The 26,730-nt window shown below is 65.4% G+C and carries 24 protein-coding genes and 1 pseudogene; 10 read left to right on the forward strand and 15 right to left on the reverse strand.

Translation table 11 applies throughout. The annotated features are described in order from the left end of the window. Window positions 1–40: 40 nt before the first annotated feature. The 5 genes from paaE to AC5V87_RS12715 all read left to right on the forward strand — a co-directional run bounded on the left by paaE (window position 41) and on the right by AC5V87_RS12715 (window position 5,116). Window positions 41–1,123 carry a 1,2-phenylacetyl-CoA epoxidase subunit PaaE gene (paaE, locus tag AC5V87_RS12695; protein ID WP_495371172.1) on the forward strand — a complete coding sequence of 361 codons (1,083 nt, stop codon included), beginning with the start codon at window positions 41–43 and terminating at the stop codon, window positions 1,121–1,123. 51 nt (window positions 1,124–1,174) lie between these two features. Next, entirely contained in the window at window positions 1,175–1,624 is a 450-nt protein-coding gene (gene paaI / locus AC5V87_RS12700) for a hydroxyphenylacetyl-CoA thioesterase PaaI (protein WP_495371173.1), read from the forward strand. A 32-nt stretch (window positions 1,625–1,656) separates the two neighbouring features. Next, on the forward strand, window positions 1,657–2,988 hold the full coding sequence (paaK, locus tag AC5V87_RS12705; protein WP_495371174.1) for a phenylacetate--CoA ligase PaaK: 1,332 nt from the start codon (window positions 1,657–1,659) through the stop codon (window positions 2,986–2,988). Between the two features lie 65 nt (window positions 2,989–3,053). Continuing rightward, window positions 3,054–4,058 (forward strand): quinone oxidoreductase family protein, encoded by a 1,005-nt coding sequence (locus AC5V87_RS12710; protein WP_495371175.1) that lies wholly within the window; start codon window positions 3,054–3,056, stop codon window positions 4,056–4,058. A 2-nt stretch (window positions 4,059–4,060) separates the two neighbouring features. Further along, a complete protein-coding gene (locus AC5V87_RS12715; protein WP_495371176.1) occupies window positions 4,061–5,116 on the forward strand; it encodes a YeeE/YedE family protein in 1,056 nt (351 codons plus the stop codon). Here AC5V87_RS12715 and AC5V87_RS12720 read toward each other — a convergent pair. Continuing rightward, window positions 5,095–6,008 (reverse strand): annotated as a pseudogene (locus AC5V87_RS12720) (DMT family transporter). The gene AC5V87_RS12715 and the pseudogene AC5V87_RS12720 sit on opposite strands and share 22 nt — an antisense overlap. 83 nt (window positions 6,009–6,091) lie before the next feature. Between AC5V87_RS12720 and pdxR the strand changes: the two are divergent. Then, window positions 6,092–7,534, forward strand: a complete 1,443-nt coding sequence (pdxR, locus tag AC5V87_RS12725) for a MocR-like pyridoxine biosynthesis transcription factor PdxR (RefSeq protein WP_495371177.1) — start codon at window positions 6,092–6,094, stop codon at window positions 7,532–7,534. A gap of 9 nt (window positions 7,535–7,543) precedes the next feature. On the opposite strand, the gene AC5V87_RS12730 is transcribed toward pdxR, so the two are convergent. From AC5V87_RS12730 to AC5V87_RS12750, 5 genes are read right to left on the reverse strand one after another with little or no spacing between them, the layout of a single operon-like run. Continuing rightward, on the reverse strand, window positions 7,544–8,767 hold the full coding sequence (locus tag AC5V87_RS12730; RefSeq protein ID WP_495371178.1) for a bifunctional alpha/beta hydrolase/OsmC family protein: 1,224 nt from the start codon (window positions 8,765–8,767) through the stop codon (window positions 7,544–7,546). A gap of 25 nt (window positions 8,768–8,792) precedes the next feature. Then, window positions 8,793–9,452: a sulfite oxidase-like oxidoreductase gene (locus tag AC5V87_RS12735; protein WP_495371179.1), complete on the reverse strand. Its 660-nt coding sequence runs from the start codon at window positions 9,450–9,452 to the stop codon at window positions 8,793–8,795. 33 nt (window positions 9,453–9,485) lie between these two features. Next, complete coding sequence (locus tag AC5V87_RS12740; RefSeq protein ID WP_456839763.1) at window positions 9,486–10,808, reverse strand: MFS transporter; 1,323 nt, start codon at window positions 10,806–10,808, stop codon at window positions 9,486–9,488. Between the two features lie 31 nt (window positions 10,809–10,839). Beyond that, window positions 10,840–12,063, reverse strand: coding sequence for a cytochrome P450 (locus tag AC5V87_RS12745; protein WP_456839762.1), 1,224 nt, complete (start codon window positions 12,061–12,063; stop codon window positions 10,840–10,842). Window positions 12,064–12,122: 59 nt separating this feature from the next. After that, a complete protein-coding gene (locus AC5V87_RS12750) occupies window positions 12,123–12,332 on the reverse strand; it encodes a ferredoxin (RefSeq protein WP_456839761.1) in 210 nt (69 codons plus the stop codon). A gap of 147 nt (window positions 12,333–12,479) precedes the next feature. Between AC5V87_RS12750 and AC5V87_RS12755 the strand changes: the two genes are divergently transcribed. After that, the gene (locus tag AC5V87_RS12755; protein ID WP_495371180.1) at window positions 12,480–13,124 is read left to right on the forward strand and encodes a TetR/AcrR family transcriptional regulator; all 645 of its coding nucleotides are present in this window, start codon (window positions 12,480–12,482) and stop codon (window positions 13,122–13,124) included. Between the two features lie 124 nt (window positions 13,125–13,248). On the opposite strand, the gene AC5V87_RS12760 is transcribed toward AC5V87_RS12755, so the two are convergent. From AC5V87_RS12760 to AC5V87_RS12775, 4 genes are all read right to left on the reverse strand, one after another. Next, window positions 13,249–13,899: an aspartate/glutamate racemase family protein gene (locus AC5V87_RS12760; protein WP_456839759.1), complete on the reverse strand. Its 651-nt coding sequence runs from the start codon at window positions 13,897–13,899 to the stop codon at window positions 13,249–13,251. A gap of 167 nt (window positions 13,900–14,066) precedes the next feature. Next, complete coding sequence (locus AC5V87_RS12765; RefSeq protein ID WP_456839758.1) at window positions 14,067–15,077, reverse strand: amino acid ABC transporter substrate-binding protein; 1,011 nt, start codon at window positions 15,075–15,077, stop codon at window positions 14,067–14,069. A 12-nt stretch (window positions 15,078–15,089) separates the two neighbouring features. Then, window positions 15,090–16,439 carry an aspartate aminotransferase family protein gene (locus AC5V87_RS12770; RefSeq protein WP_495371181.1) on the reverse strand — a complete coding sequence of 450 codons (1,350 nt, stop codon included), beginning with the start codon at window positions 16,437–16,439 and terminating at the stop codon, window positions 15,090–15,092. A 3-nt stretch (window positions 16,440–16,442) separates the two neighbouring features. Beyond that, window positions 16,443–17,315, reverse strand: coding sequence for a MurR/RpiR family transcriptional regulator (locus AC5V87_RS12775; protein WP_495371182.1), 873 nt, complete (start codon window positions 17,313–17,315; stop codon window positions 16,443–16,445). An 87-nt stretch (window positions 17,316–17,402) separates the two neighbouring features. Between AC5V87_RS12775 and AC5V87_RS12780 the strand changes: the two genes are divergently transcribed. Further along, window positions 17,403–18,590 carry an amino acid ABC transporter permease gene (locus AC5V87_RS12780; protein WP_495371183.1) on the forward strand — a complete coding sequence of 396 codons (1,188 nt, stop codon included), beginning with the start codon at window positions 17,403–17,405 and terminating at the stop codon, window positions 18,588–18,590. A gap of 3 nt (window positions 18,591–18,593) precedes the next feature. Next, window positions 18,594–19,700 carry an amino acid ABC transporter permease gene (locus AC5V87_RS12785; protein WP_456839754.1) on the forward strand — a complete coding sequence of 369 codons (1,107 nt, stop codon included), beginning with the start codon at window positions 18,594–18,596 and terminating at the stop codon, window positions 19,698–19,700. Between the two features lie 64 nt (window positions 19,701–19,764). Here AC5V87_RS12785 and AC5V87_RS12790 read toward each other — a convergent pair whose 3' ends face one another. After that, the gene (locus tag AC5V87_RS12790; protein ID WP_456839753.1) at window positions 19,765–21,180 is read right to left on the reverse strand and encodes an amidase; all 1,416 of its coding nucleotides are present in this window, start codon (window positions 21,178–21,180) and stop codon (window positions 19,765–19,767) included. 125 nt (window positions 21,181–21,305) lie between these two features. Further along, on the reverse strand, window positions 21,306–22,082 hold the full coding sequence (locus tag AC5V87_RS12795; protein ID WP_495371184.1) for an SDR family oxidoreductase: 777 nt from the start codon (window positions 22,080–22,082) through the stop codon (window positions 21,306–21,308). A gap of 156 nt (window positions 22,083–22,238) precedes the next feature. Between AC5V87_RS12795 and AC5V87_RS12800 the strand changes: the two genes are divergently transcribed. Then, window positions 22,239–23,312 (forward strand): tartrate dehydrogenase, encoded by a 1,074-nt coding sequence (locus tag AC5V87_RS12800; RefSeq protein ID WP_456839751.1) that lies wholly within the window; start codon window positions 22,239–22,241, stop codon window positions 23,310–23,312. Between the two features lie 50 nt (window positions 23,313–23,362). Here AC5V87_RS12800 and AC5V87_RS12805 read toward each other — a convergent pair whose 3' ends face one another. Genes AC5V87_RS12805 through AC5V87_RS12815 form a run of 3 tightly spaced genes read right to left on the reverse strand, consistent with a single transcriptional unit; the run spans window position 23,363 to window position 26,622 of the window. Beyond that, window positions 23,363–24,436 carry a malate/lactate/ureidoglycolate dehydrogenase gene (locus AC5V87_RS12805; RefSeq protein WP_456839750.1) on the reverse strand — a complete coding sequence of 358 codons (1,074 nt, stop codon included), beginning with the start codon at window positions 24,434–24,436 and terminating at the stop codon, window positions 23,363–23,365. A gap of 11 nt (window positions 24,437–24,447) precedes the next feature. Continuing rightward, complete coding sequence (locus AC5V87_RS12810) at window positions 24,448–25,359, reverse strand: NAD(P)-dependent oxidoreductase (RefSeq protein ID WP_495371185.1); 912 nt, start codon at window positions 25,357–25,359, stop codon at window positions 24,448–24,450. Between the two features lie 12 nt (window positions 25,360–25,371). Continuing rightward, the gene (locus AC5V87_RS12815; RefSeq protein ID WP_456839748.1) at window positions 25,372–26,622 is read right to left on the reverse strand and encodes a Zn-dependent hydrolase; all 1,251 of its coding nucleotides are present in this window, start codon (window positions 26,620–26,622) and stop codon (window positions 25,372–25,374) included. Between the last annotated feature and the right edge of the window lie 108 nt (window positions 26,623–26,730).

Below are 26,730 nucleotides of genomic sequence, written 5' to 3' on the forward strand. Positions count from 1 at the left end.
CTCGCAATGACGCCGGAGAGACCGAACGAGGGCGCTTGTAATGTCAGCATCCGCACCACGTTTCCATCGCCTGGCCGTCGCCGATCTCCGCCGCGAGGCGTCGGATGCGGTTTCGATGACCTTCACCATTCCCGGCGAACTCGCCGGCGATTACGCCTTCACGCCCGGCCAGTACCTCACGCTCCGCACCATGCTGGACGGCGAAGAAGTGCGCCGCTCCTATTCGATCTGCTCCGGCCCCGATGACGGCGAGATCCGTATCGCGGTGAAGAAAATCGACGGGGGCGCGTTCTCGAGCTGGGCGGCGGACGAGCTGAAATGCGGCGACGAGCTGGACGTCATGACGCCCACGGGGCGATTTGGCGTGGTCCCGCCTGCCGAGGCCGGGCGCATCCATGTCGGCTTCGCCGCAGGCTCCGGCATTACGCCGATCCTATCGATCGTCAAGGGTATCCTCGCGCGCGAGCCGGGCAGCCGCTTCTTCCTGTTCTACGGCAACCGTGCCACCGACAACATCATGTTCCTCGAGGCCCTCGAAGAGCTGAAGGACCGCTTCATCGATCGCCTCTCGATCTTCCACGTCATCTCCGGCGAGGAGCAGGACATCCCGATCCTGCATGGCCGGCTCGACGGCGACAAGGTGAGGGTGCTCTTGCGCTCGCTGGTGCCCGCTTCAAGTGTCGACCACGTCTTCATCTGCGGCCCCCATGGGATGAGCGAGGAGATCGAGGCGACCTGCCGCGAACTCGGTATTGCGGACGAGCGCATCCATGTCGAACGTTTCGTCTCCGAATTCGGCGGCAGGCCGCGGCCGAAGAAGGCCGTTGCGCCCGATGCGCCGCCGAAGGCGATCGCCTCCCTGATCATCGACGGCAAGCGGCGCGATGTGCCGGTCGCCGAGGACGAGGCCATTCTCGACGCCGCGCTGCGCGCCGGTATCGATCTGCCCTTCGCCTGCAAGGGCGGCATGTGCTCGACCTGCCGCGCAAAGCTGGTCGAGGGCGAGGCGCCGATGGACCTCAACTATTCGCTGGAACCCTGGGAGCTGAAGGCCGGCTTTGTCTTGACCTGCCAGGCCAAGCCGTCCTCGGAGCGGGTCGTCGTCGATTACGACCATGTTTGACAGTGTTGTCCAACCAGCAGAACATTGCGTGCAAAGAGCCGGGAGAAGCGCGTGAACGTCAAAGCCGCCGTGTCACCTCAGGATGTTGCTCGCGCCTGCGCTGATGCGATGTGGGCAGAGGACGATGCGTCCAAGGCGCTCGGTATGGAGATCGTCGAGATCGGCCCGGGCTTTGCGACGCTCGCAATGACGGTGCGGCCGGACATGGTCAACGGCCAGCGCATCGCCCATGGCGGTTTCATCTTCACGCTCGCCGATTCTGCCTTTGCGTTCGCCTGCAACTCGCACAACGAGCGCGTGGTGGCGGCGCAGGGGCAGATCACCTTCATCAAACCGGGCAGGCTCGGCGACCGCCTCGTCGCGAAGGCGCGCGAGGTGACCCGCGGCGGCCGCTCCGGCATTTACGACGTGCGTGTCACCGCAGGCGACACCATTATCGCCGAATTTCGCGGGCATTCCCGTGTCATTCCGGGCACGTGGCTGCCCGCACGAGATCAATAAAGAAAAGAACAAATCAATGTGGGGAAACGAGGATGGCTCTGACGAGGCTCAAGGAAGGTGGCAACCCCTATAGTGCCGAGATGGACGCGCATGAGCGTGCCTCGCGCGACGAGATCATGGCGTTGCAGACGCAGCGACTGGCATGGTCGCTGAAGCACGCCTACGACAACGTCACGCATTATCGCAAGGCGTTCGACAAGGCGGGCGTGCATCCGTCCGAGTTTCGCGAGCTCTCCGATCTCGCAAGGTTTCCGTTCACCGTGAAGACGGACCTTCGCGACAACTATCCCTTCAACATGTTCGCCGTGCCGCGCGAGAAGCTGGTGCGGGTTCATGCCTCCTCCGGCACGACTGGCAAGCCGATCGTTGTCGGCTATACCCAGCGCGACATCGACACCTGGTCGGACGTGATGGCGCGGTCGATCCGCGCCGCCGGTGGCCGCACCGGCATGATCATCCACAACGCCTATGGCTATGGCCTGTTCACCGGCGGCCTCGGCGTTCACTACGGAGCGGAGAAGCTTGGCTGCACCGTGGTGCCGATCTCCGGAGGCATGACCGAGCGGCAGGTGCAACTCATCAACGACTTCCGGCCCGACATCATCACGGTGACGCCGAGCTACATGCTGGCGATCCTCGACGAGTTCAAGCGCCAGAAGCTCGATCCACGCCAGTGCTCGCTCAAGGTCGGGATCTTCGGCGCCGAGCCCTGGACCAACGCGATGCGCGGCGAGATCGAGGATGCCTTCGATATGGATGCGACCGACATCTATGGCCTCTCCGAGGTGATCGGTCCCGGCGTCGCGCAGGAATGCATCGAGACCAAGGATGGCCTGCACATCTGGGAGGACCATTTCTATCCGGAGGTGATCGATCCCGAGACCGGTGCGGTGCTGCCGGATGGCGAGAAGGGCGAACTCGTCTTCACCTCCCTGACCAAGGAAGCCTTTCCGGTGATCCGCTATCGCACGCGTGACCTTACGCGGCTGCTGCCGGGCACGGCGCGGCCGGGCATGCGGCGCATGGAGAAGGTGACGGGCCGCTCCGACGACATGATCATCCTGCGCGGCGTCAATCTGTTCCCGACCCAGATCGAGGAGGTGCTGCTCGCGACCGACTGGTGCGGCGGCCACTTCATCCTGGAGCTGACCCGGGAAGGCCGCATGGATGAGCTCACCATCATCGCCGAGGCGCGGCCGGAAAGCTGGGATGGAAGAGGCCTCGTCGACCATGCCGACCGGGTCTCGACCCATATCAAGAACACGATTGGCATCAGCTCCAGGGTCCAGGTGGTGGCGCCGGCCACGCTGGAGCGCTCGCTCGGCAAGGCCAAGCGGCTCTACGACAAGCGGCCCAAGGACTGACTTGACGGATTGACTTGACCGGCCCCAGAGGCGACAAGGCCCGCGAGAAATCGCGGGTCTTATCCATGTCGCCAGCCGGTACCAAAGCCTTCGAAGCGCGCTGCGTGCGCCTCAATGCCAAGGCCGAGAATGCCGCCGCGCTTGCGCCGGTGGTCGAGCACCGCACACTCGCGCGCGGCCCCAACGATCTGCTGATCGAAGTGAAGGCCGCCGCAGTCAATCCGTCCGACGTCAAAGCTGCGACCGGGCTGATGCCCTATGCGGTGTTCCCGCGCACGCCCGGCCGCGACTACGCCGGCGTGGTGATCGACGGGCCCGCCGGAACAATAGGGCGCGAAGTGTTCGGCTCGTCCGGCGATCTCGGTATTCGCCGCGACGGCACGCACGCCAGCTATCTCGTCGTCGAGGCCGATGCGGTCGTGGAGAAGCCGAAGACGGTGTCGTGGGAAGAAGCCGCTGGCATCGGCGTGCCCTTTGTCACTGCGATGGAAGGCTTTCGTCGCGCCGGCATTCCAAAGCCCGACGAAACCGTGCTGGTGTTCGGCGTCAACGGCAAGGTCGGTCAGGCCGCGGTGCAAATCGCGACCTGGCAGGGCGCGCGCGTCATCGGCGTGGTGCGCAGGGCGGAAGCTTATGAAGGCCACACCAACGCGCTCGTCGAGGTGATCGACGCCTCCGCAACAGATGTCGCCACAGGCGTGCGCGAACTGACCGGCGGCAAGGGCGCCGACATCGTCTTCAACACGGTCGGCGATCCCTATTTCCAGGCCGCGCACAAGTCGCTGGCGCTTCGCGGCCGCCAGATCCTGATCGCGGCGATCAACCGCATCGTGCAGTTCAACATCCTCGAATTCTACCGCGGGCAGCACACTTATGTCGGTATCGACACGCTCGGCCTGTCCTCGGCCGCGACCGGCGCGGTGCTGCGCGATCTCGGTCCGGGCTTTGCGAGCGGCCACCTGAAGCCATTCCCGATCAAGGCGAACGCGGTCTACCCGTTGGAGCGTGCGAAGGAGGCGTACGTTGCTGTCGCCGGCTCGTCGCGCGACCGTGTGATCCTGAAGCCGTGACAATGGAACCCACCCAACTCGTCGTCCTCACCGGCCTCGTCATCGGCCTCGTCTATGGCGCCGTCGGCCTGCTCAGCGGATTCTGCCTGATGAGCAGCATGCGCGGCTGGCTGACGAAGGGAGACGAACGGCTGGTCCGGACCTATGCGCTGGCGATCGCGGTCGCGATCGCAGCGAGCCAGCTCGTTGCCGGCAACGGCATGGTCGATCTCGGCAGGTCGATCTACCTGCAACCGACCTTTTCGGTGCCGGTGCTGTTTCTCGGCGGCCTGTTGTTCGGCTATGGCATGGTGCTGTCCAATGGCTGCGGCTCACGTGCGCTGGTGCTGCTCGGCCGCGGCAATCTCCGCTCCTTCGTCGTCGTGATCGTGCTCGGCATCGCCGCGCAGATGACGCTGAAGGGTCTGATCGCACCGGCCCGCATCGCGATGGTTCAGGCCTCCCAGACGACCGTCAGCGCGAACTCGCTGCCATCCCTGCTGGCGACGCTCGGTCTCACGGAAGCGCTCGCGCGTGCGCTGGGCGCTGCCGCGATCGTTCTTGCGCTGCTCCTGTTCGCGTTCGCTCATCCGCCGTTCCGGCGCTCGCCGGGTCAGATCGCGGCGGGCATCATTGTCGGCCTGCTCGTCGCCGGCGGCTGGTACGTCACCGGCTATCTCGGTGCCGACGACTTCAACCCCGTCCCGGTGACGTCGCTGACCTTCGTCGCTCCGATCGCAGACGCCCTGCAATACGCGATGCTCTCGACCGGCCTGACGCTCAATTTCGGCATCGCGACGGTGGGCGGCGTCTTCAGTGGCAGTCTCGTCGCTGCGGTCGTTACCGGCCGCTTCCATCTCGAAGGCTATTCCTCGCCGCGCCACATGCTGCGTTCGGCCGGCGGCGCGGCGCTGATGGGCATCGGCGGCGTGATGGCGTTCGGCTGCTCGATCGGGCAGGGGCTCACAGGCCTATCGACGCTCGGGCTGGCCTCGTTCGTCGCGGTCGCCGGCATCCTGCTCGGCACCACGGCCGGTCTGCGCGGCGCCTTGCGCGTTCAGCCGCTCGCGGTGGCCTGACCGCGCAGCAGCCGGTCGCCGAGCGTCGCGAGCCCAATGCCGGTGACGATCAGTCCGGCCGCAACGGCAAGGCTGATGTCGATCGGCTCGCCCAGCAGGATCGCGGCCGCGGCGAGCCGACGAGCGGCGTCCCGGTGGTGCCGAGCGAGGTCGTCAGGGCCGAGATGCTCTTGTTGACCATCGACATCGCCCAATAAGCCAGCGCCGTCCCGATCAGGCCGGAATACAGGAACAGCAGGACGAGCTTCCACGACCATTCCGCGTGCGGCAGGCCGTCCGTGACCAGCGCCGATCCTGTCAGCACGACCGTCGCAACGAGCACCTGCCAGATCAGAAGCTGGAGCGGCGAGGCGATCCAGCGATGCGCGCGGATATAGATGATGTTGGCGGCCCAGGAGATCGCGGCCAGGATGACCATCCCGGCGCCGATGAGGACGTTGACATTGGTCCAGTCGATCGACGTTGGGTTCAGGATCACGGCAAGGCCGATCAGCCCGAGCAGGGCGCCGGCGAGCTTTGGCGCAGTCAGCGTATCCTTCCCCAGCAAGGGCGAAGCGATCGCGACCCAAAGCGGCGTGGTGTAGCCGAGCACGATGGCCTTGCTCGCAGGCAGGAAGCGCACACCGGCCGCAACCAGAACCGAGAACACCGTCATGTGCAGCAGCGCCACGCTCAGCACCACCGGAATGTCGCGCCGCTCCGGGATCATCAGATTGTTGCTCAGTCCGAGGATCACGAACAATCCGGCCAGCGCGATCCAGCTCCGGATCGCTGACGTCCACAGGGGCGGGAAGAACTGGACGAGCTGCTTCGTCACCGACCAGTTGACGCCCCAGGCAACGACGACGATCAGGAACAGGCCGATGGCCGCACGGGGTGACAGGGAGTTCATCGCGGAGGTCCTTGAAGCAGTCCAGTGCCGCGGTTAGCATCGTTATTGGCACCTGAAAAAGTGCCAGATTGGAGAATAATAAGATGCCAGTTTCAGACGGTGTGATTTCCGCCATGATCGACCTGAACCGGGCTGACGAGCAGGGGCTGATGGCACAGCTCACCAGCCAGCTCCGCGGCCTGATCGCGAGCGGCCGTCTCGGCAAAGGCCGCGTGCTGCCGTCGAGCCGTCGCCTTGCCGGCGATCTCGGCGTCTCACGCAACACCGTCACCTATGCGTTCGAGCAGCTCGCGGCCGAGGGATATCTCGAGGCCTCGCACGGACGCCGTCCGGTTGTCACGGTCGATGGCGGCGAACCCGGCAAAGCGGCGAGTGCCGCCGGTGCGCGCACCGGCAAGCCGCGGCTCTCGCCATGGGCCGCAAGGCTCAAGCAGACCGACTGGCCGATGTCCTACCAGGCGCCGCTGAAACCGTTGCGTCCGGGGCATGGTGATGCAAGGGAGTTTCCGAACGAGGTCTGGGCGCGCTGCCTGCGTCGCACTGCCGTGCGTGCGGCGAGACGTGAGCTCGGACCGATCAACCGGCCGCGCCTGCGCGAGTCGCTGGCGCATTATCTCGCGACCAGCAGGGGCGTTCGCGCTACGGCAGACCAGATCCTGATCCTGCCGAGCGCCCAGGCCGCGCTGACCTTGATCGCGGCTGCGCTGATCTCGCCCGGTGACGAGGTGTGGGTCGAGGATCCCGGCTATCCCGGCGCGGCGGCCGCCTTCCGCGCCTCCGGCGCGCGCGTGACCGGCATCGGCCTGGACCAGCAGGGCATGCAGCGGATGGCGGGATTGGCGGCCCCGACGCTCATCTTCATGACGCCATCGCACCAGCATCCGACCGGACGGCTGATGTCGCTGGCGCGCCGCACGGAGTTTCTCAAGGCAAGCAGGCCGGGCAAGACCTGGATCGTGGAGGACGACTACGACGGCGAATTCCACTATGACAGCCGACCCGTGCCGGCCCTGCAGGGGTTAGACGTCCATGGCCGCGTGTTCTATGTCGGCACTTTCGCGAAGTCGATGACGGCGGATATCCGGCTCGGCTATCTCGTCGTGCCGCCGGCGCTGGTCCGCACCCTCGAGATCGCGCAGCGGCACATCGGGCTGATCGCTGCCAGCCACATCCAGGAAGCATTGGCCGAGTTCATTGCCGACGGTCACTTCCTCGCGCATCTGCGGCGGATGCGCCGGCTCTATCATGCGCGCCGCGATCATCTCGCCGAGGGACTGGAGCGCCAGCTTGGCGAGGTGCTTTCGGTCGAGGTGCCCTCCGGCGGCATCCAGCTCGTCGCGCGCCTCAAGCGCGGCCGTGGCGATCAGGACGCGGTGAAGCGGCTGGTCGCCGCGGGTGTCGAGACGCGCGCTCTATCGAGCCTTGCGCTCGGCAGGCCGCGCGATCACGGCCTGCTGCTTGGCTTCGCAGCCTGGCGCGAGAGCGAGATCAGCGCAGCGCTGCGGGCGATGGCGGCGTGCTTCTAGCGCGCCACTTCAACCGACGGCTTTCGTCACGATGCGGATCTCGGACGTCAGCGTCCGGTGCACCGGGCACTTGTCGGCGATCTCCATCAGCTTCTTGCGCTGCTCGACGTCGAGCGCGCCGTCCATGGCGATATCGCGCTCGATCTGGTCGAGCATGCCGTCCCGCGTCTCGCACTCGGCGCAGTCCTTGGCGTAGATTTTCGAATGTTTCAGCGTCACCGTGACGCGATCGAGCGGCAGCGACTTGCGGTCGGCATAGAGGCGCATGGTCATGGAGGTGCAGGCGCCGAGGCCGGCGAGCAGGAAATCGTAGGGGCCGGGGCCGGCATCCTCGCCGCCGGCGGCCTTCGGCTCATCCGCGACCAGATGATGCGGGCCCACGGTGATGATCTGGTTGAACTTGCTCTTGCGGGTTTCCTGCACCACGACCCGGCGCGGCTCCTCCGCGAGGTCCATCGCCGGCGCGGGCTTCGCCGTGTCGATGTAGCGGCTCGCCCAGGCCGTGATCACGTCGGCTGCATAGAGCGCGTCGGCCGGCTTGGTCAGGAGATGATCGGCATGATCGAGCGAGACGAAGCTCTTGGGATGCTTTGCCGCAACGAAAATCCTGGTCGCATTGTCGATGGCGACGGTGTCGTCGACAGGCGAATGCATCACCAGCAGCGCCTTGTGCAGGCCGGCGACGTCCTTCATCAGCTCGTGCTCGACGATATTGTCGAGGAATTCGCGCTTGATCCGGAACGGGCGCCCTGCGAGCGACACCTCGACTTCGCCCCGCGCGCGGATGTTGTCGAGGTGCTCCTTGAAGAGGCCGGTGACGTGCGCCGGATCGGACGGCGCCGCGATGGTCACGACCGCCCTAGCTTCGGGGATCTTCCCGGCTGCCGCGAGGATGGCGGCACCACCGAGGCTGTGGCCGATCAGGATCGACGGCGCCTCACGAACGCTGCGCAGATGATCGGCGGCCCGCACGAGATCGGCGACGTTGGAGGAGAACGTCGAATTGGCGAAATCGCCTTCGCTGGAGCCGAGCCCTGTGAAGTCGAAGCGGAGCACGGCGATGCCCCTGGCGGCGAGTGCAACCGAGATGCGCTTGGCCGCCAGCGTGTCCTTGTCGCAGGTGAAGCAGTGCGCGAAGAGCGCGTAAGCCGCGGGCTCGCCGTCAGGCAATTCCAGCGCGGCCGCGAGCTGATGGCCACCCTCGCCGGTGAATTGGAAGCGCTCCGTTGCCATGATCCTCCCCCACTCTTGTTCGACTTCAATCGCCTGAATAGCGCTGCTCGGCCCAGGGATCGCCGCGGTTATGATAGCCGCGGACTTCCCAGAAGCCCGGCGCGTCCTCAGTCAGGAATTCGATGGCCTGGAGCCATTTGGCGCTCTTCCAGAAATAGAGATGCGGCACGACCAACCGCACCGGGCCGCCATGCTCGTCGGACAGCGGCTGGCCCGACCAGCTATGGGCGAGCAGCGCGTCCTCGGCGGCAAAATCCTCCAGCGCGAGATTGGTGGTGTACCCGTCATAGGAATGCAGCACGACGAAACGCGCATCCTCGCGCGGCCGGCAGGCTTGGAGCAGCTCGCGCGTGGCGAGCCCTTGCCATTGATTGTCATAGCGCGACCATGTCGTCACGCAATGGATGTCGGAGGTGAATTGCTGCTGCTTCTGCGCGGTAAACTCGGCAAAGCTCCAGAACACGGGATTGTCGACCGCGCCATAGACGTCGAGCCGCCAGCGTTCCCGCGACACCGGCGGCACGATGCCGAGATCGAGCACCGGCCAGTCTTTTGTCAAATGCTGGCCGGGCGGCAGGCGCTGGTCCTCCGGTCGCGTGACCTTGCCTGTCAGGAAGCGGCGCTCGCGCGCCCATTTCTCCTTGGTGCGCGTCAGCTTGCTGTCGGATGGCGTCTCGTCAGCCATAAGTTACTCGTGGATGGGCTACTCGTGAATGAGCTACTCGTGGCGATGCATCGCGGAGGCGTGCTTGGTGTCGCGCATGGTGGAATAAATGATCAGCGACAGGAAGATGATTCCGGCGAGATAATAATAGAACCAGTCCTCGTGCCCGATGCTCTTGAAATAGAGCGCGATCGCCGGCGCCGTGCCGCCGAAGATCGAGACCGTGATCGCATAGGGCAGGCCGACGCCGAGCGCCCGGACATTGGTCGGGAACAGCTCGGCCTTCACCACCGCGTTGATCGAGGTGTAGCCGGCGACGAACAGCCAGGCGCAGCAGATCAAGATGAACGCCATGAAGGGCGATTTGGTCTCCTTCAGCGTCATCAAGAGCGGCACGGTCGCGAGCGTGCCGGCGGCACCGAAGAAGATCAACAGCGGCTTGCGGCCGATCCGGTCGGAGATCGCGCCGTAGATCGGCTGCAGGATGGTCGCGAAGATCAGCGTGCCGAAGATCACGAAGGTGGTCTGGTCCTCGGTCAATCCGACCGAGAGCTTGACGAAAGTCTGCATGTAGGTGGTGAAGGTGTAGAACGCTGCGGTGCCGCCGGCGGTGAGGCCGACCACGAGCAGCAGCTCGCGCGGGTAACGCAGCAGATTGGCGAGCGAGCCCGTCGGCTTCACCACCTTCTTGGCCTCCACGAACGCCTCGGTCTCGTGCAGGCCGCGCCGCATAACGGCTGCGAAGATCGCGAGCGCGGCGCCGATCGCGAACGGGATGCGCCAGCCCCAGGCTTTCAGCTCCTCCGGCGTGAGGAAGACCTTTTGCAGGAGCAGCAGCACGATGATCGCGGTGAGCTGGCCGCCGATCAGCGTGACGTACTGGAAGCTGGAATAAAAGCCGCGGTGCTTGGGATCGGCGACCTCGCTCAGGTAAGTGGCGCTGGCGCCATATTCGCCGCCGAGGCTGAGGCCCTCGATCACGCGGGCGAGCGCCAGGATCAACGGCGCGGCAAACCCTATCGTGGCATAGGTCGGTGTCAACGCGATGATGAGCGAGCCGAAGCACATGAAGACGACCGACAGGGTCAGCGAGATGCGTCGGCCGAAATGGTCGGCGAGATAGCCGAAGAACCAGCCGCCCAGCGGGCGCATCAGGAAGGTCGCCGCGAACACCACGGCCGCGTTCAGCTGCTGCACGACCGGGTCGTTGCCAGGGAAGAACGCCGGGGCGAAATAGAGCGCGAACGCCGTATAGGCGTAGAAATCGTACCACTCGACGAGGTTGCCGACGGAACCGATGAAGATCGCCTTGATCCGCCGCTCGGCGTCGGCGATGTCGAAGTGGTCGGAGGCCGGTTGGGTTGCTTGCTCAGTCACGTCCGGCCTCTCCGCTGGTCCTGGAAAAAGCCTACATCGCCTTTCCCAGCAAAAATGGCAACTGGCGGGGGCCTCGCACCGTGCCCTGCGACCAGGTCACGGTGCCTGCCGGATCGAGGCGGAAATCCGGAATGCGCTTCAGCCATTCCTCCAGCGCAACCTGCATCTCCATGCGTGCAAGATTGGAACCGACGCAGCGGTGGATGCCGAGGCCGAAGGCGGCATGACGATTCTCGCGGCGGTCGATCACGACTTTGTCAGCGTCCGGAAACATCTTTGGATCGCGATTGGCGGCCGGAAAGGACAACAGCACCATGTTGCCTGGCTTCACCGGGCAGCCGGAGATGGTGGTTTCCTTGACCACCTCGCGCGCCATCGTCACCGGCGAATAGGCGCGCAGCAGCTCCTCCACCGCGGTCGGGATCAGCCCGGGCTCGGCGATCAGCCGCTCGCGGTCTGCCGGTGTCCGGGCGAGGTGCCACAGCGAGGAGCCGATCGCGCTCCAGGTGGTGTCGATGCCGGCGATCAGGAGCAGCCGCAGCGAGCCCAGCACGTGGGAGTCCTCGAGCGGATTGCCCTCCTTGTCCTTCGCATTCATCAGGTAGGAGATCAGATCGTCGGTCGGCTTCTTCTTGCGCGCCTCGATGTGTCCGCTGAAATAAGCGCTCATCTCCTCCACCGCCTGCAGCAGCACGTTCTCGTCCTTGATGCCGAGCTCGAGGATCATGTGAATCCAGTTGATGAAGAGGTCGCTGTCGGTCTCGGGAATGCCGAGCATATGCGCGATCGCGCGCACCGGGATGTGCTTGGTATAGCGCTCCGCCGCGTCGATCCGTGCTTCGGCGACGAAGCCGTCGATCAGTTCGTTGCAGATCGCGCGCACCCGCGGCTCGAGCTTCTTCATTGCGTCCGGTGTGAAAGGCGGCAGCAGCAGCTGCTTGGCCGGCTTGTGCGCGGGCGGATCGGACGTGATCGGCGGGGCGGCGTTCCTGCTCGTGATCTCCGGCCGCACGTCGCGGACAATGATGCGGCGGGAGGAGAAATGCTCGGTATCGTTGGCGATCGCGCGCACCGCTTCGTAGGTCGTCGGCATGTAGCAGCCGAGGAAGCGCTGGGTGTGCACGACCGGGCTTGCGGCGCGCAATTCCTCCCAGATCGGGAACGGATCGTCGGTCCATTGCGGGTCCGTGTGATCGAAATCATGGACCCAGTCGGTCACGGGCGGATGGGCGGCGGGCTGGCTGACGTCGGACATCTCGAAAATCCCTTGTAGCTCGTGTTCGCTCAAAGCACGCGGGGCGCGGGGAGGTCCCGCTACTCTTCGATCACATCGATCGCGATTTCCGGGCAGTTGGATTTGGCAAGCCAGGCCTTGTCTTCGAGGCCCGGCGGAACGACGCCGTCACCGGCCTCATGGGCGTTGCCGTACGCGTCGAGCTCGAACAGCTCCGGCGCCAGCGCCTTGCAGCGCGCGTGGCCCTGGCACTTGTCGGGATCGACGTGAACCCTCAGTCGCTCTGTCATGGCGGCTCCTCGGTCGTATGCGCGTGGCCCGAAGGGCGCGCGTTCCTCAATCTTGACCGCGACATTTGCGGCTTGTTCTAAGTTATATGCTATTACATTCGCGACAGGCTTCCCCTGTCAAGCGCAAACTTATAGGTTGGCCGCAACATGCGCTCAAAACTAGCCCGCAAGCCCGAGAAGACCTACCACCACGGCGATCTCCGCGACGCTCTGATCAAGGCCGCGTTGCGCGAAGCGGAGCAGGGCGGGGCGGAAGCAATCAGCATCAAGGCGCTGGCAAAGCAGCTCGGCGTCTCGCAGCCGGCGCCCTACCGCCACTTTGCCGATCGGGAGGCGCTGCTTGCGGCGGCGACGGCGGAAGCGTTCCGCCAGCTCAGTGCGATCCTGCGCGAGGCGATGGCGAAGCCGTCGAAGCAATCAAAACTGTCGCGGCTGGCGCAGGCGACGCTCGATTTCGGGTTGCGCCGCAACGGCATCTACCGATTGATGTTCGCATCCCGCACCGTGTCATGCGCGGCCAAGGGCAGCGAGCTGCACGCGGCGACGCGGGAGACGTTTGGGCTCGTGATCGAGGCGCTGGAAGCGCCGGCCGTCGGCTATTTGCGCGAGCGGCAGGCTCTCAAGATCTGGGCCGCCCTGCACGGCGTGGTGATGCTGGCCGAGCAGGGCCTGTTCACCGGCGAGTCGGCGCACGCCACGCGCGAGGAGCTGGTCGAGGATTTTGTCAACGAGACGAAGGCCGCACTCGCGGTTGCGATCAAGGATGCGCGGCGTCAGAAGACTGGCGCCTAAAGCGCGACGAGATTTGGATGAATCATCATCGCGCTTCAGGTTGTTGTTTGAGCATGATCTCCGCGCAAACGCGTTCCGCGTTTGTCGCGAGGGAAAACCGCTGCGCATTTTTCCGGATCATGCTTTAGGTTTTCGCCTTGAGCAGCCGCATCAGCTTGTCGACCGCGCTGTCAGGCGTTGTCACCACGGGACGGCCGGTCGCCTCCGCGACCAGCGGCGCTGTCGCCGCGATGCTGAACTGCGCCAGCGCGATGACGTCGCAATCGCGCAGGTCACGCGAGGCTTCCGCGATCAGCCGGTCGTGCGTGGCGCGGTCCCCGCGGTCGAGCGCCGCCAGGGCGCCCTCGGCGAGTTTTGGTACCAGCTGAACGGAGGCGGGAAACTCCGGCGGCATCGAAGCCAACGTCGGCGGGAAGGTCGAGAGCAGGCCGATCCGTTTGCCCATCGTCACGGCACGTTCGATCATCGCTTCATTGGGCTTCAGCACCGGCGTCGGCGCATGTGCCCGCGCCACCGCCTCGATGCAGGTACCGAAGGCCGAGCAGGTGAACAGGATCGCATCTGCTCCGGTCGCCGCCGCATAGTCGCCGAGCGCGAGGAAGCGCTCGGTCATGGCATCGTTGAGTGCACCGGCGCGCGCCAGATCCGCCGACAAGCTGTCGTCAAGCAGGTTCATCAGCCGCGCCTCCGGCCACACCTTCGCGAAGGCCGCCTCGATCGGGCCGATGGAGTGCTTGAGGGCGTGGATCAGGGCGATGCGAGGGGGCATTGTCATTGAGCGCGTAGACCCGGTCTCGTGCCCCGGGCGCAGCGCAATGCGAAGTATTGCGCTGCAGAACCGGGGCCCATTGTCGCTGCTGGGTCCCGGCTCTGCGCAGCAGCGTGCCGGACGATGCTTCGCATCGCCGGGACGCTGCAGCGCGTCCGGGACACGCGAGATTTTTACTTGAATGGTATCGCGTACATCAAGCCGCCCTTGCTCCAGAGGCCGTTGAGACCGCGCTCGAGCTTGAGCGGGCTCGCCTTGCCGACATTGCGCTCGTAGATCTCGCCATAATTGCCGGTGGCCTTGATCACTGTCACCAGCCATTTGTTGTCGAGACCGAGCCGCGAGCCGAGATCGCCGGTGGCGCCCAGCAGGCGCTGGATCGCGGGCGTCTGCGACTTCGTCATCTCCTCGACATTGGCTTGCGTGACGCCGAGCTCCTCGGCTTCGATCAGGCCGTAATGCAGCCAGGTGATGATGTCGCTCCACACCTCGTCGCCGTTGCGGGTGAAGGGACCGAGCGGCTCCTTGCTGATGGTCTGCGGCAGCACGACGTAATCCGCAGGGTTCGGGGCGGCGGTCGTGACGGCGCCTGCGAGCGCGGAGGCGTCCTGGGTCATGGCGTCGCAGCGGCCGCCAAAGAAGGTCTGGTACATGGTGTCGACGCGGTCGAACACCAGCGGCTTCCAATCGATGCCGTTGGCCCGGCCGTAATCGCCTAGCGTGACCTCATGCGTGGTGCCCTGTGCGACACAGACGGTGGCGCCCTTGAGGTCCTTCAGCTCTTTCACGCCGAGGTCCTTCTTCACAACAAAGCCCTGGCCGTCGTAGAAATTGATCGGGCCTTGCCGCAGGCCCAGCGTGACGCCGCGCAAATAGGTCTGCGTCGAGTTGCGGTAGAGCACATCGATCTCGCCCGATTGCAGGGCGGTGAAGCGGTTCTGCGCCGTCAGCGAGACGTAGCGCACCTTGCTGGGATCACCGAGCACGCCGGCTGCGAGCGCGCGGCAATAGTCGACGTCGAGACCTTTGTAATTGCCCTGCGAGTCCGGCGCGGAGAAGCCGGCAAAGCCAGCGCTGACGCCGCACACCAGCGTGCCGCGGCTTTTCACCGTATCCAGCGTCGCCGCCGATGCGACGATCGTCGATGCGGCGAGCACGCCCGCTGCGATGACCACTTTCCTCATTCTACTCTCCCCTCAGTGATTGACACTACGCAACACGTTGTCGACGGCCGTGCCGAGCTTATCGACGATCTGATCGATCTCGCCTGCCGAGGCGATATAGGGCGGCGCCAGCAGCACATGATCGCCGCGGACCCCATCCGCGGTGCCGCCGCCGGGATAGCAGCCGAGCCCGTTCGCGAAGGCCTCGGCCTTGATCTTCTGGTGCAGCTTCAGCGCCGGGTCGAACGAGGTGCGGCTGGCGCGATCGGCGACGAGCTCGATCGCCCAGAACAGGCCGCGGCCCCTGATGTCGCCGACATGGCGATGATTGCCGAAGCGCTCGGTCAGGCGCTGCTCGAGCTGCTTGCCGCGCTCCCTCACGCGATCGAGCAGACGGTCCTCGCGGATCACCTCCTGCACTGCAAGCGCGGCTGCGCAGGCGAGGGGATGGGCGAGATAGGTGTGGCCGTGCTGGAATGCGCCGGAGCCGGACCGGATGGTGTCGATGATCTCTCTGCTCGCGAGCATCGCGCCGATCGGCTGGTACCCGCCGCCGAGACCCTTTGCGATCGCCTGAATGTCGGGCGCGATGCCTTCCTGCTCCCAGGCGTGCGTCGTGCCGGTGCGGCCCATGCCGCTCATGACCTCGTCCAGAATGAGCAGCGCGCCATGCCGGTCGCAGATCTCGCGAACCGCCTTGAAGTAGCCGTCCGGTGCCGTCACGGCGCCGGCGGTGGCGCCAACGACGGGCTCGGCGAGGAATGCTGCGACAGTGTCGGGACCAAGCCGCTGAAACTCGGCCTCCAGCTCCGCGGCAAGACGCGCGACGAACTGCGCATCGGACTCGCCGTCGTGCTTCTCGTGATAGGCGAAAGCCGGCGTCACATGGCTGAACGCGGCCGAGAGCAGCGGCGCGTAGGGTGCGCGGCGCCAGGCATTGCCGCCGGCGGCGAGCGCGCCGAGCGTGTTGCCGTGATAGCTCTGCCGCCGCGCGATGAAATGCTGCCGCTGCGGCTCGCCGCGTTCGATGAAGTATTGCCGCGCCAGCTTGATGCTGGCTTCGATCGCCTCCGATCCGCCGCTGACGAAATAGGCGTAGGCGAGGCCGCCGGGCTCGTGCCCGACCAGGGTTTCGGCGAGCGCCTCGGCCGGCTCGGATGAGAAGAAGGCGGTGTGGGCATAGGCCAGCGTCGAGGCCTGCTTGGCGATCGCCGCGATCACGCGGGGATGCTGGTGGCCGAGGCAGGAGACCGCCGCACCGCCGGACGCATCGATCACGCGTCGTCCGTCCTCCGCAAAGAGATAGACGCCTTCGCCGCCGATCGCCTTGGGCGGCGTTTCGCGGAGCGAGCGGTGCAGCACGCGGCTGGTACGGGTGCCCATGACTCAACCTTTCTCTGAGACGTAGGTGGAGGCAGCGGCGAGCCGCGCCTCGGTATGTTCCAGGCGCTTCTTCGCGGCAGTGCCGCCGAGCGAGAACGTCACTGCGGCCAGTGACTGTGCGATCGCGATGGCTCCGGTGAGGCTGGGGAAGAACCCGGGGGAGGAAGCCGCTTCGAACAGCAGCACCTGGTCGGCGCCCTCGGCCATCGGTGCCGAGAGGCTGTCCGCGATCGCAATCAGCGTTGCACCGGCGCGATGAGCGGCTTGTGCGACCCGCACGCTCGCGTTCGTGTAGGGCAGAAAGCCGATGACGATCACCGCCTCGCCGGAACGAAAGGCGCCGAGATCGAGATCGTCGGGACCGGATGCGCCGACAAGCTGCACCTGTTCGGGGCGGAACAGCCGCAGCTCGTAGTTCAAGAGCTCCGCGACGCTGCGGCAGCTGCGGTAGCCGGCGATCCAGATCCGCTTGGCTTCGTGCAGCGCGCGGGCTGCGGCCGCAATGGGTTGTGCCGGAATGCGCGGAAGACCGGCAGCTTCAGCTTCGAGCTTGTCGATGACCAGCGCGACATCGGCGTTGGGGCCATGACGCCGGCCCTTCGCCCTGGCGGAAAACGGCGAGGTCTGCAACGGCCGCCGCGCTTCGGTCAGCGCCGCGCGCAGCTCGTCCCAGCCGGAATAGCCGATCGCCTTGGCAAGCCGGGTGAAGGCGGCGGGATCGGCGCCGGCTTCGGCGGCGAGATCGCGCATCGAACGGGTGGTGGCGTCGTAATCATTGGCGGCGACGAAGCGGCCGACCTCCTGCAGGCGCAGGGGAAGCGATGGCAATGCGATGCGCAGTTCGCTCAGCGGCGAGGATTTCGCGGGCTCGGCCATGAAACATTTGTTGCATGAATCCAGGATTGGTGCAACAGTTGACGTGCGCCGCCGGAAATCGTTGCTTTTGAGAAGGATTTTTGTGCTGTGACATCAGACACGCCAAGACCGCCGCCGCGTCGCCGCCTGTTCGGTGGATGGGGCCCCCGCGAGCTGAAGGGCCTGCTCTGGCAGGTGCTGGTGGTCGGGATCGCGGTCGCGGTCATCGCTTTCCTCTGGTCCAACACCGTCACCAACCTGTCGGCCCGCCGCATCACCACCGGCTTTGCCTTCCTTGGCCGCGAGGCCGGCATGCCCATCGCGGACAGCCTGCTCGCTTATAGTCCGAGGGATACGTATTTCTGGGCGTTCGTCGTCGGCGTCGCCAACACCCTGCGCGTCGCAGTGATCGGCATCGTGCTCGCCACCCTCCTGGGCACGCTGATCGGTATCTCCAGGCTGTCGGCGAATTGGCTGCTGTCGCGGCTCGCCGCCGTCTATGTCGAGACTCTCCGCGACATCCCGCTGCTGCTTCAACTCTTGTTCTGGTACGTGCTGATGCAGGCGCTGCCGGCCGCGCGCGCGGCATGGCGGCCGGTCGAGGGGGTTTTCCTGTCCAATCGCGGCCTGATCCTGCCGGCGATCCCGGTCGGAGCGCCGCAGCTCTGGGTACTCGGCACGGCTGTGCTCGGGATTGCCGCGTTCTATCTGATCCGGCGATGGTTGATCGCGCAGCAGATGCGCGACGGCAAACCGCGGCCGGCCTGGCCGTTCGCGCTTGGTCTCATCGTCGCGCTGCCTGCGGCCGTTTCGCTGGTGCTCGGCGTCTCCTGGACGATCGAGTGGCCGCAGCTGCGCGGCTTCAACTTCGTCGGCGGCCTGACGCTCGCGCCGGAATATTTCGCGCTGCTGATCGCGCTCGTGACTTACACGTCCGCCTTCATCGCCGAGATCGTGCGCAGCGGCATCCAGTCGGTGCCGCGCGGGCAGTGGGATGCCGCCAATGCACTTGGTCTGCGCCGCAGCTTCATGCTGCGGCAGATCATCCTGCCGCAAGCGCTGCGCGTCATCGTGCCGCCGATGACGAGCCAGTATCTGAACCTCACCAAGAACTCCTCGCTCGCGGTCGCGATCGGCTACCAGGACGTGGTCTCGGTCGCCAACACCACGTTGAACCAGACCGGGCAGGCGATCGAAGCGATCGCGCTGATCATGGCTGTGTTTTTGACCATCAGCCTGTCCATCAGCTTCTTCATGAACTGGTACAATGCGCGCATCGCGCTGGTGGAGCGCTGACGAATGACCGCGATCACCGACATGCCCGATGCACCACGGGCAGCCCGCCGCCCGCAAGCCGGCAATCCCGTGCTGCGCTGGCTGCGCACGAATCTGTTTTCGTCGATCCCGAACGGCATCCTCACGGTCGTGCTGCTGGCGCTGCTCGCCAAGGGCATTTTCAGCTTCGTGCAATGGGGCATTGCCAATGCGGTCTGGCTGACGCCGGCGAACGATTCCAGCGCCTGCCGCGCGGTGCGTGGGCTTGGCGCCTGCTGGGCGATCATTCCGGAAAAATATCGTTTCATCCTGTTCGGTACCTATCCGTTCGACGAGCAGTGGCGGCCGGCGCTGTCGGTGCTGCTGTTCATCGCGCTGTATTATCTCTCGACCCGCCGCGCCCTGTGGCGGCGCGAACTCGTCTATGTCTGGATCGGGGCGCTGGCGCTGATCAGCCTGCTGATGTGGGGCGGCCTGTTCGGGCTCTCCTTCGTCTCGCAGGACCGTTGGGGCGGCCTGCCGGTGACGCTCATCCTGGCGACATTCGGATTGGCGTTCGGATTCCCGCTCGGCATCCTGGTCGCACTCGGCCGGCGCTCAAAACTGCCGGCGATCCGCTCGCTCAGCGTGCTCTATGTCGAGCTGATCCGCGGCGTGCCGCTGGTGAGCCTCCTGTTCATGGCGAGCGTGATGTTCCCGCTGTTCATGCCTGCCGGCTTCAACATCGACAAGCTCTTGCGCGCGCAGATCGCGATCATCCTGTTCGCGGGCGCGTACCTCGCCGAGGTCATCCGCGGCGGCCTGCAGGCCGTGCCCCGCGGGCAGTATGAAGCCGCCGACGCACTGGGACTGTCCTACTGGCGCAAGCACCGGCTGATCATCCTGCCGCAGGCGATCCGGCATGTCATCCCGCCGCTGGTCAACACCTTCATCGCGTTCTTCAAGGACACCAGCCTCGTGCTGATCATCGGCATCTTCGACCTGCTCACCACGGCCAAGACCGCGATCATCGATCCGGCCTGGCAGCAGTTTTCGGTTGAGGTCTACATCTTCGTCGCCGCGATCTATTTCGTGTTCTGCTTCGCGATGTCGCGCTATAGCCGAAGTTTGGAAGCGACGAGCGCAAGGTAAGGTCCGGTGTCCCGGACAAGGTGCAGCGCGTGAGCGCTGCGCTGCGTCCGGGGCACGAGAGCGGTTACTTCACCTTCGGGTCGATCGGTGTCGTGCCGCGAAGGTCCAGAATGTCCTCCAGCACCTTGGCGCCCGAGATCACCTGCGCATCCGCGCGCGGGGCGCCCACGACCTGCACGCCGACCGGCAGGCCAGAGGCCGTGAAACCACAGGGCAGCGACAGTGACGGACAGCAGGCAAGCGTGATCGCATAGACGATCCCGAGCCATTCGACGTAGTTCTCGAATTTCTTGCCGCCACATTCGGCGACATAGCGGTGCTCGACCGGGAAGGGCGGCACGATCGTCGTCGGCGTCAGCAACAGATCATACGTCTTGAAGAACTCGACGGCGCGTGCGGTCATGCCGACGCGCTGCGCTTCGGCGCGCGCGAGTTGCTCGACAGTGAGCTTGAGACCTTCGTTAATGTTCCAGATCACCTCGGGCTTGAGCAGGTCGCGCTTGGTGCGCAGCAGGTTGGCCTTGGTGATCGCGAAATCGAAGGCGCGCAGCACGTGGAAGCATTCATGCGCCTCGCGCCAGTCCGGATGCGCCTCTTCGACGATGACGCCGGCTTCGGCAAAACGTTCCGCTGCCTTGCGCGTGATCGCCTTCACCTCGGGATCGACCGGGGTGATGCCGAGATCGGGCGAATAGGCAATCCGCCTCGGTTTCTTGCCGGATTGCGCCGCCGACAAGAACGAGGTCAGAGGCGCCGGCAGCGACAGCGGATCGGCGGCATAGTCGCCGCTCATGGCATCGAGCAGCAGCGCGAGGTCCTCGACATTGCGCGCCATCGGGCCGACCACGCCGAGATTGCGATCGATCGCCGATTTCGGGGTATGCGCGACCCGGCCGATGCTCGGGCGCATGCCGACGACGCCGCAGAATGCCGCGGGGCTGCGCAAGGAGCCGCCCATGTCGGAGCCCTGCGCGAGCCAGGCCATGCCGGTGGCGAGCGCTACGGCCGCGCCGCCGGACGAGCCGGCGGCCGATTTCGACGTATCCCACGGATTGAGCGTCGCGCCGAACACCTCGTTGAAGGTGTTGGCACCGGCGCCGAATTCGGGCGTGTTGGACTTGGCGTAGACCACCGCGCCGTTGGCCTCGAGGTTCTCGACCATGAGGTCGGACGTTGCAGGGATGTTATCCCTGAAGATTGGCGAGCCCTGGGTGTTCAGGACGCCTGCGACGTCGGTCAGGTCCTTGATCGGCACCGGCAGGCCCGCGAGCAGCCCGCGCGCGCCGGCCGGCTTCTGCATCAGCACTTTGGCATGGTCGCGCGCGCGATCGAAGCACAGCGTCGGCAGCGCGTTGACCTTGCCGTCGATCTCCTTGACGCGCTTCTCCACCACATCCAGCAGTTCGAGCGGAGAGACGTCCCCCGAGCGCAGCTTGTCGACGACGGTGCAGGCGGTTTCGCGGATCAGGTCTTGGGACAAGTATCGTACTCCTACCTCTTGATTGTCATTCCGGGGCGCCCGCAGGGCGAACCCGGAATCTCGAGGTTCCGGGTTCGATGCTTCGCATCGCCCCGGAACGACGATGCTCAATGCTCTATGTCAGTTTAACTCCAACCCGCGCTGATGCCGCCATCCACCGTATAGATCACGCCGGACGTATAGCCCGCGCGATCCGAGGCCAGGAACGCCATGAGATCACCGATCTCGCGCGCATGCGCGGGCCGGCCGAGCGGCAGGCTCTTCTGGAACTCCTTGTAGCGGCTCTCGTCGCCGAACTGGTGCTTGGCGCGTGTCTTGAGCAGCGTCACGTGGCGGTCGGTGCCGACAGGGCCGGGATTGATGCCGACCACGCGGATGTTGTCGGCGAGGCTTTTTCCCCCGAGCGCACGGGTGAAGGCCATCAGTGCGGCATTGCCCGCGCTGCCGCAGATGTAATTGGCGTCGAATTTCTCGCCGGCGGCGCCGATGTCATTGACGATGACGCCGCCGCCCCTGGCCTTCATCTGCGCATAGATCTGCCGCGTCAGGTTGATATAGCCGAAGACTTTCAATTCCCAGGCGTGGCGCCAGGTCGCCTCGTCGATCTTGTCGATCGAGCCGCCCGGGATGTCGCCGGCATTGTTGACGAGCACGTCGATGCCGGCGGCGTCCTTGGCGAGTCGTGCAATGTCCTCGGCCTTGCGCAGGTCCACCACGCTGGTTGCCGCGTCGATCTGGTGCGCAGAGCGCAGGCGCTCTGCCAACGCCTTGAGCTGGTCGCCGCTGCGGGCGGCCAGCAGGAGGTGCGCGCCTTCCTCGGCGAACGCCTCGGCGGCGGCAGCGCCAATGCCCTTGGACGCGCCTGTGATCAGGACGCGCTTGCCACGCAGATGCAAATCCATGAGGAGTACTCGCGAGGATGAGAACAGGATGAAACCAGTAGGCGCTCGGCAGCGCCATGGTCAACATTGCAGTGCAGCGTTGCGCTGCCCGCGAGTTTGGTCCATTGCAGTGCGGTCAAAACGCGGCGGCTGCCGGACCAACCAAGGACGTTCTCGATGAGCAAGAAACAATACCGGATCGCGGTCATTCCCGGCGACGGCATCGGCAAGGAAGTGATGCCCGAGGGCCTGCGCGTTTTGGAGGCCGCGGCGAAGAAGCACGGCGTCTCGCTGCAATTCGATCATTTCGACTTCTCGTCCTGGGACTATTACGAGAAGCACGGCCAGATGATGCCCGACGACTGGAAGGAGAAGATTGGCAAGCACGATGCGATCTATTTCGGCGCGGTCGGCTGGCCGGCCAAGATTCCGGATCACGTCTCGCTGTGGGGCTCGCTGATCAAGTTCCGCCGCGAGTTCGACCAGTACGTGAATTTGCGTCCGGTGCGGCTGATGCCCGGCGTGCCGTCGCCGCTGGCAAACCGCAAGCCCGGTGACATCGATTTCTGGGTGGTGCGCGAGAACACCGAAGGCGAGTATTCCTCGGTCGGCGGCCGCATGTTCCCGGATACCGATCGCGAGTTCGTGACGCAGCAGACCGTGATGACCCGAACCGGCGTCGACCGCATCCTGAAGTTCGCCTTTGAGCTCGCGCAGTCGCGGCCGAAGAAGCACCTGACCTCGGCGACGAAGTCGAATGGCATTTCCATCACCATGCCCTATTGGGACGAGCGCGTGGAGGCGATGGCCAAGAAGTTCCCGGGCGTGAAGTGGGACAAGTACCACATCGACATTCTCACCGCGAATTTCGTGCTGCATCCGGACTGGTTCGACGTCGTGGTCGGCTCCAACCTGTTCGGCGATATCCTGTCCGATCTCGGCCCGGCCTGCACCGGCACCATCGGCATCGCACCGTCAGGCAACATCAATCCGGAAGGAGATTTCCCCTCGGTGTTCGAGCCGGTCCACGGCTCGGCGCCTGATATCGCAGGGCAAGGCATCGCCAATCCGATCGGCATGATCTGGTCCGGCGCGATGATGCTCGAGCATCTCGGCGAGAAGGTCGCCGGCAAGTCCATCGTCGAGGCGATCGAGCGCACGCTCGCCGAACGCACGCTGCGCACCAAGGACCTCGGCGGCAATGCCGACACCACCGCCTGCGGCAAGGCAGTTGCGGACATGGTGGACTAAGGCGGAGCAACAACCACGGTGTCGTCCGGGACGACACCGGTTATGATCGTTCAGCCCGCGATCTTCTCGATCGCGGCCTGATCCAGCCCGAACTTCTTTCCGGCCTCGACGATCTCCTGCCAGGTGGTCGGATCGACCGGGATGCCTTCGGCCAGGCGCTTCGTCTTGGTCTCGCGTTCGGGCTCACCGGCGATCTTCACCTTGTCGACGCCGGGGCCGGGCGGCGAGCCGGTGTGCCAGGCAACGAAGCTCTCGACTTCGCGCGCGAGGTTTTCACCGGTGCCGAGCTTGTCCGGATCGATGACGATCGAGAGCATGCCGTTGAGGACGTTGTACTTGCCGTCGGACGGGCCCTTGACCACTTGCCCCCCGGCGAGCGCGCCGCCAAGGATTTCGCACACCAGCGCGAGCCCCGAACCCTTGTGCTCGCCGAACGGCAGGATGGCGCCATGCGGCGGGATCACGGTGTAGCGCGGGTTGGTGGTCGGCTTGCCCTCGTTGTCGATGATGGTGCCGGGCTCGAGCTCGACGCCCTTGTTGTGGGCGACGCGAGTCTTGCCTTGCGCGATCCTGCTGGTGGCGAAGTCGAGCACGATCGGGTCCTTGCCCCTGCGCGGAATGCCGACGCAGAACGGGTTGGTGCCGTGGCGGGCATCGCTGCCGCCCCAGGGCGCGACGATCGGGCGTGAGATCACGTTGACGAAGTGGATCGAGACCAGCCCGTGATCGATGCACTGCTCGGCCCACTGGCCGATGCGGCCGATGTGGTGCGAGTTGGAGAGGCCGACGAGACACACGCCGTTGCGCTTGGCGCGCTCGGCCGCCAGCTCCATCGCTTCATGGCCGATCACCTGGCCGTAGCCGGTGAGGCCGTCCAGGGTGAGAAGTGGGCCAGTGTCGAGCACGATCTTGACGTGCTGGTTCACGGCGAGCCCCCCATTGGTGACGCTCTGGACATAGCGCGGGATCATGCCAACGCCGTGGGAGTCATGTCCTTTGAGATTGGCCTCGACGAGGTTGGTGGAGACGAGCTCGGCTTCGCGGTCCGAGGAGCCGCCGGCCTTGACAATGGCGCGGACGACGTTGGTGAGCGGCTCAGCCTTGATGGTGCGGTAGTCGGCCATTGTCGTTGCTCTTATCCTTTCGCGATCCGGCGGCAGTGGACCCAGGCCGCTTCAATCAGGTTCTCGCTGGCCTCCGGCGTGCGGAAGGCCGAATGCGCCGACAGCGTCACGTTCGGAATCCTGGTCAGCGGATGGTCGGCGGGCAGGGGCTCGATGTTGAAGACGTCGAGGCCGGCATGACGGATATGGCCCGACTTCAGCGCGTCGATCATGGCGGCTTCGTCGACGATCGCGGCGCGCGCGGTGTTGACGAGGATGACACCGGGCTTCATCGCAAAGATCTTCTCGCGCGTGATCATGCCGCGCGTCTCGTCATTGAGCAGCAGATGCAACGATACGACGTCGCTTCGCGCCAAGACGCTGTCGAGATCGGTGAACTCGACGCCGGGATGGCTCTTCGGCGAGCGGTTCCAGGCGATCACCTTCATGCCTGAGCCGGACGCGATGCGCGCGACCTCCGCGGCGATGCCGCCGAAGCCGATCAGGCCGAGCGTCTTGCCGGTGAGCTGCATGCCGTCCTCACGCAGCCAATTGCCGGCGCGCATCTCGCGATCCATCATCGCGATGACGCGAGCGGAGGACCACATCAGCGCGATCGCGGATTCCGCCACCGCCGTGTCGCCATAGCCCTTGATCAGGTGCACGGAGATGCCGAGCTCGGCGAGCTCCTCCGGGTTCATGTAGCTGCGCGCGCCGGTGCCGAGGAACACGACGTGCTTCAGCCCTGCACATTTCTTCGCGACCTCAGTTGGCAGCGCGGTGTGGTCGACGATCGCGATCTCGGCGCCGTCGAGGATCTCAGGGTATTGCTGGGGCTTGATATCGGGATCGCGGTGGATCCGCACCTTGGGATCACCGGGCTTCTCCAGCCGCTCCATGATCACGGCGAGGGCTTCGTTGGCGTCGACGAAAACTCCGCGCATGGCTCTCTCCGGTCAGGACGCGACGCCGGCGATCGCCAGCACGGTGTGCATGAGCACGTTGGTCCCCGCGGCGCAGTCAGGCTGCGTGGCGTCCTCCAGCTCGTTGTGGCTGATGCCGTCCTTGCAGGGCACGAACACCATCGCTGCCGGCATCACGGTGTTGAGGTTGCAGGCATCGTGGCCGGCGCCGGAAGTGATGCGACGAGAGGAATAGCCGAGCGTCTTAGCGGCATTCTCGACGGCTGCGATCAGCTTGGGATCGAAATGCGTCGGCGGCTTGCGCCAGACCAGTTCGATCTTCACGTCAACCTTGCGGCGCGCGGCGATCTCGGCAATGGCGGCGCGCAAGTCCCGATCGAGCGCATCCATGATGGCGCCATCAGCGCTGCGGCAATCCATGGTGAAGGCGATCTCGCCGGGGATGACGTTGCGCGAGGGATTTGCGATCACGGCCTCGCCGATAGTGCCGACGGCGTTCGGCCCGTGCTTCTTGGCGATGGCCTCCATCGCCAGCACGATCTCGGAAAGCGTTGCCAGCGCATCGCGCCGCAGCGGCATCGGGGTCGAGCCCGCATGGCTCTCGAAGCCGGAGATCTTGCCGTCGTACCAGAGCACGCCCTGGCCGGAATCGACCACGCCGATGGTCTTGCCCTCGGCCTCCAGGATCGGGCCCTGCTCGATGTGCAGCTCCACGAAGCAGCCGAGCTTCTGGAAGCCGACCGGCTTGTCGCCGCGATAGCCGATGCTGTCGAGCGCCTGGCCGACGGTCGTACCCTCGATGTCCTTGCGCGAGAGGATGTCGTCAGTGGTGAAATCGCCGACATAGGCGGCGGAGGCCATCATCGCCGGCGCAAAGCGCGAACCCTCCTCATTGGTCCAGTTGACCACGCAGATCGGCGCCTCGGTTTCGATCCCGGCATCGTTGAGCGTGCGGATCACTTCGAGCGCGCCGAGCGTTCCCAAAATGCCGTCATACTTGCCGCCGGTCGGCTGGGTGTCGAGGTGCGAGCCGATGCCGACGGGCAGCTTCGACATGTCGCGGCCCTTGCGCAATCCGAACATCGAGCCGAGCGCATCGACGTGCACTTCGAGGCCTGCATCTTCGCAGGCCTTTCGGAACCAGTCACGCACCTGCTTGTCCTCGTTGCTCAGCGTCAGCCGTCGCACGCCGCCCTTGGCCGTCGCGCCGAATTGCGCGGTCTCGTGGATCGAGCCCCAGAGGCGGGCGGAATCGATTTGCAGATTGGTGGCGGCTCGGCTCATACGGTCAGTCTCTCAGTTGTCATTCCGGCGCGGCTCGAAGAGCCGAACCCGGGATCTCGAGATTCCGGGTTCGATGCTGTCGCATCGCCCCGGAATGACGTGGAAGGT

Source organism: Bradyrhizobium sp. SOJA106 (assembly GCF_059448745.1).

Bases quoted from the DNA above. Each gene is read 5' to 3' on its own strand.
- AC5V87_RS12795 (WP_495371184.1), bottom strand. From the start codon at position 22,082: ATGGATTTGCATCTGCGTGGCAAGCGCGTCCTGATCACAGGCGCGTCC.
- AC5V87_RS12710 (WP_495371175.1), top strand. From the start codon at position 3,054: ATGTCGCCAGCCGGTACCAAAGCCTTCGAAGCGCGCTGCGTGCGCCTC.
- AC5V87_RS12775 (WP_495371182.1), bottom strand. From the start codon at position 17,315: ATGGCCGAGCCCGCGAAATCCTCGCCGCTGAGCGAACTGCGCATCGCA.
- AC5V87_RS12715 (WP_495371176.1), top strand. From the start codon at position 4,061: ATGGAACCCACCCAACTCGTCGTCCTCACCGGCCTCGTCATCGGCCTC.
- AC5V87_RS12750 (WP_456839761.1), bottom strand. From the start codon at position 12,332: ATGACAGAGCGACTGAGGGTTCACGTCGATCCCGACAAGTGCCAGGGC.
- AC5V87_RS12810 (WP_495371185.1), bottom strand. From the start codon at position 25,359: ATGCGCGGAGTTTTCGTCGACGCCAACGAAGCCCTCGCCGTGATCATG.
- AC5V87_RS12730 (WP_495371178.1), bottom strand. From the start codon at position 8,767: ATGGCAACGGAGCGCTTCCAATTCACCGGCGAGGGTGGCCATCAGCTC.
- pdxR (WP_495371177.1), top strand. From the start codon at position 6,092: ATGCCAGTTTCAGACGGTGTGATTTCCGCCATGATCGACCTGAACCGG.
- AC5V87_RS12760 (WP_456839759.1), bottom strand. From the start codon at position 13,899: ATGACAATGCCCCCTCGCATCGCCCTGATCCACGCCCTCAAGCACTCC.
- AC5V87_RS12765 (WP_456839758.1), bottom strand. From the start codon at position 15,077: ATGAGGAAAGTGGTCATCGCAGCGGGCGTGCTCGCCGCATCGACGATC.
- paaK (WP_495371174.1), top strand. From the start codon at position 1,657: ATGGCTCTGACGAGGCTCAAGGAAGGTGGCAACCCCTATAGTGCCGAG.
- AC5V87_RS12735 (WP_495371179.1), bottom strand. From the start codon at position 9,452: ATGGCTGACGAGACGCCATCCGACAGCAAGCTGACGCGCACCAAGGAG.
- AC5V87_RS12770 (WP_495371181.1), bottom strand. From the start codon at position 16,439: ATGGGCACCCGTACCAGCCGCGTGCTGCACCGCTCGCTCCGCGAAACG.
- AC5V87_RS12805 (WP_456839750.1), bottom strand. From the start codon at position 24,436: ATGGCCGACTACCGCACCATCAAGGCTGAGCCGCTCACCAACGTCGTC.
- AC5V87_RS12745 (WP_456839762.1), bottom strand. From the start codon at position 12,063: ATGTCCGACGTCAGCCAGCCCGCCGCCCATCCGCCCGTGACCGACTGG.
- AC5V87_RS12755 (WP_495371180.1), top strand. From the start codon at position 12,480: ATGCGCTCAAAACTAGCCCGCAAGCCCGAGAAGACCTACCACCACGGC.
- AC5V87_RS12800 (WP_456839751.1), top strand. From the start codon at position 22,239: ATGAGCAAGAAACAATACCGGATCGCGGTCATTCCCGGCGACGGCATC.
- AC5V87_RS12785 (WP_456839754.1), top strand. From the start codon at position 18,594: ATGACCGCGATCACCGACATGCCCGATGCACCACGGGCAGCCCGCCGC.
- AC5V87_RS12815 (WP_456839748.1), bottom strand. From the start codon at position 26,622: ATGAGCCGAGCCGCCACCAATCTGCAAATCGATTCCGCCCGCCTCTGG.
- paaE (WP_495371172.1), top strand. From the start codon at position 41: ATGTCAGCATCCGCACCACGTTTCCATCGCCTGGCCGTCGCCGATCTC.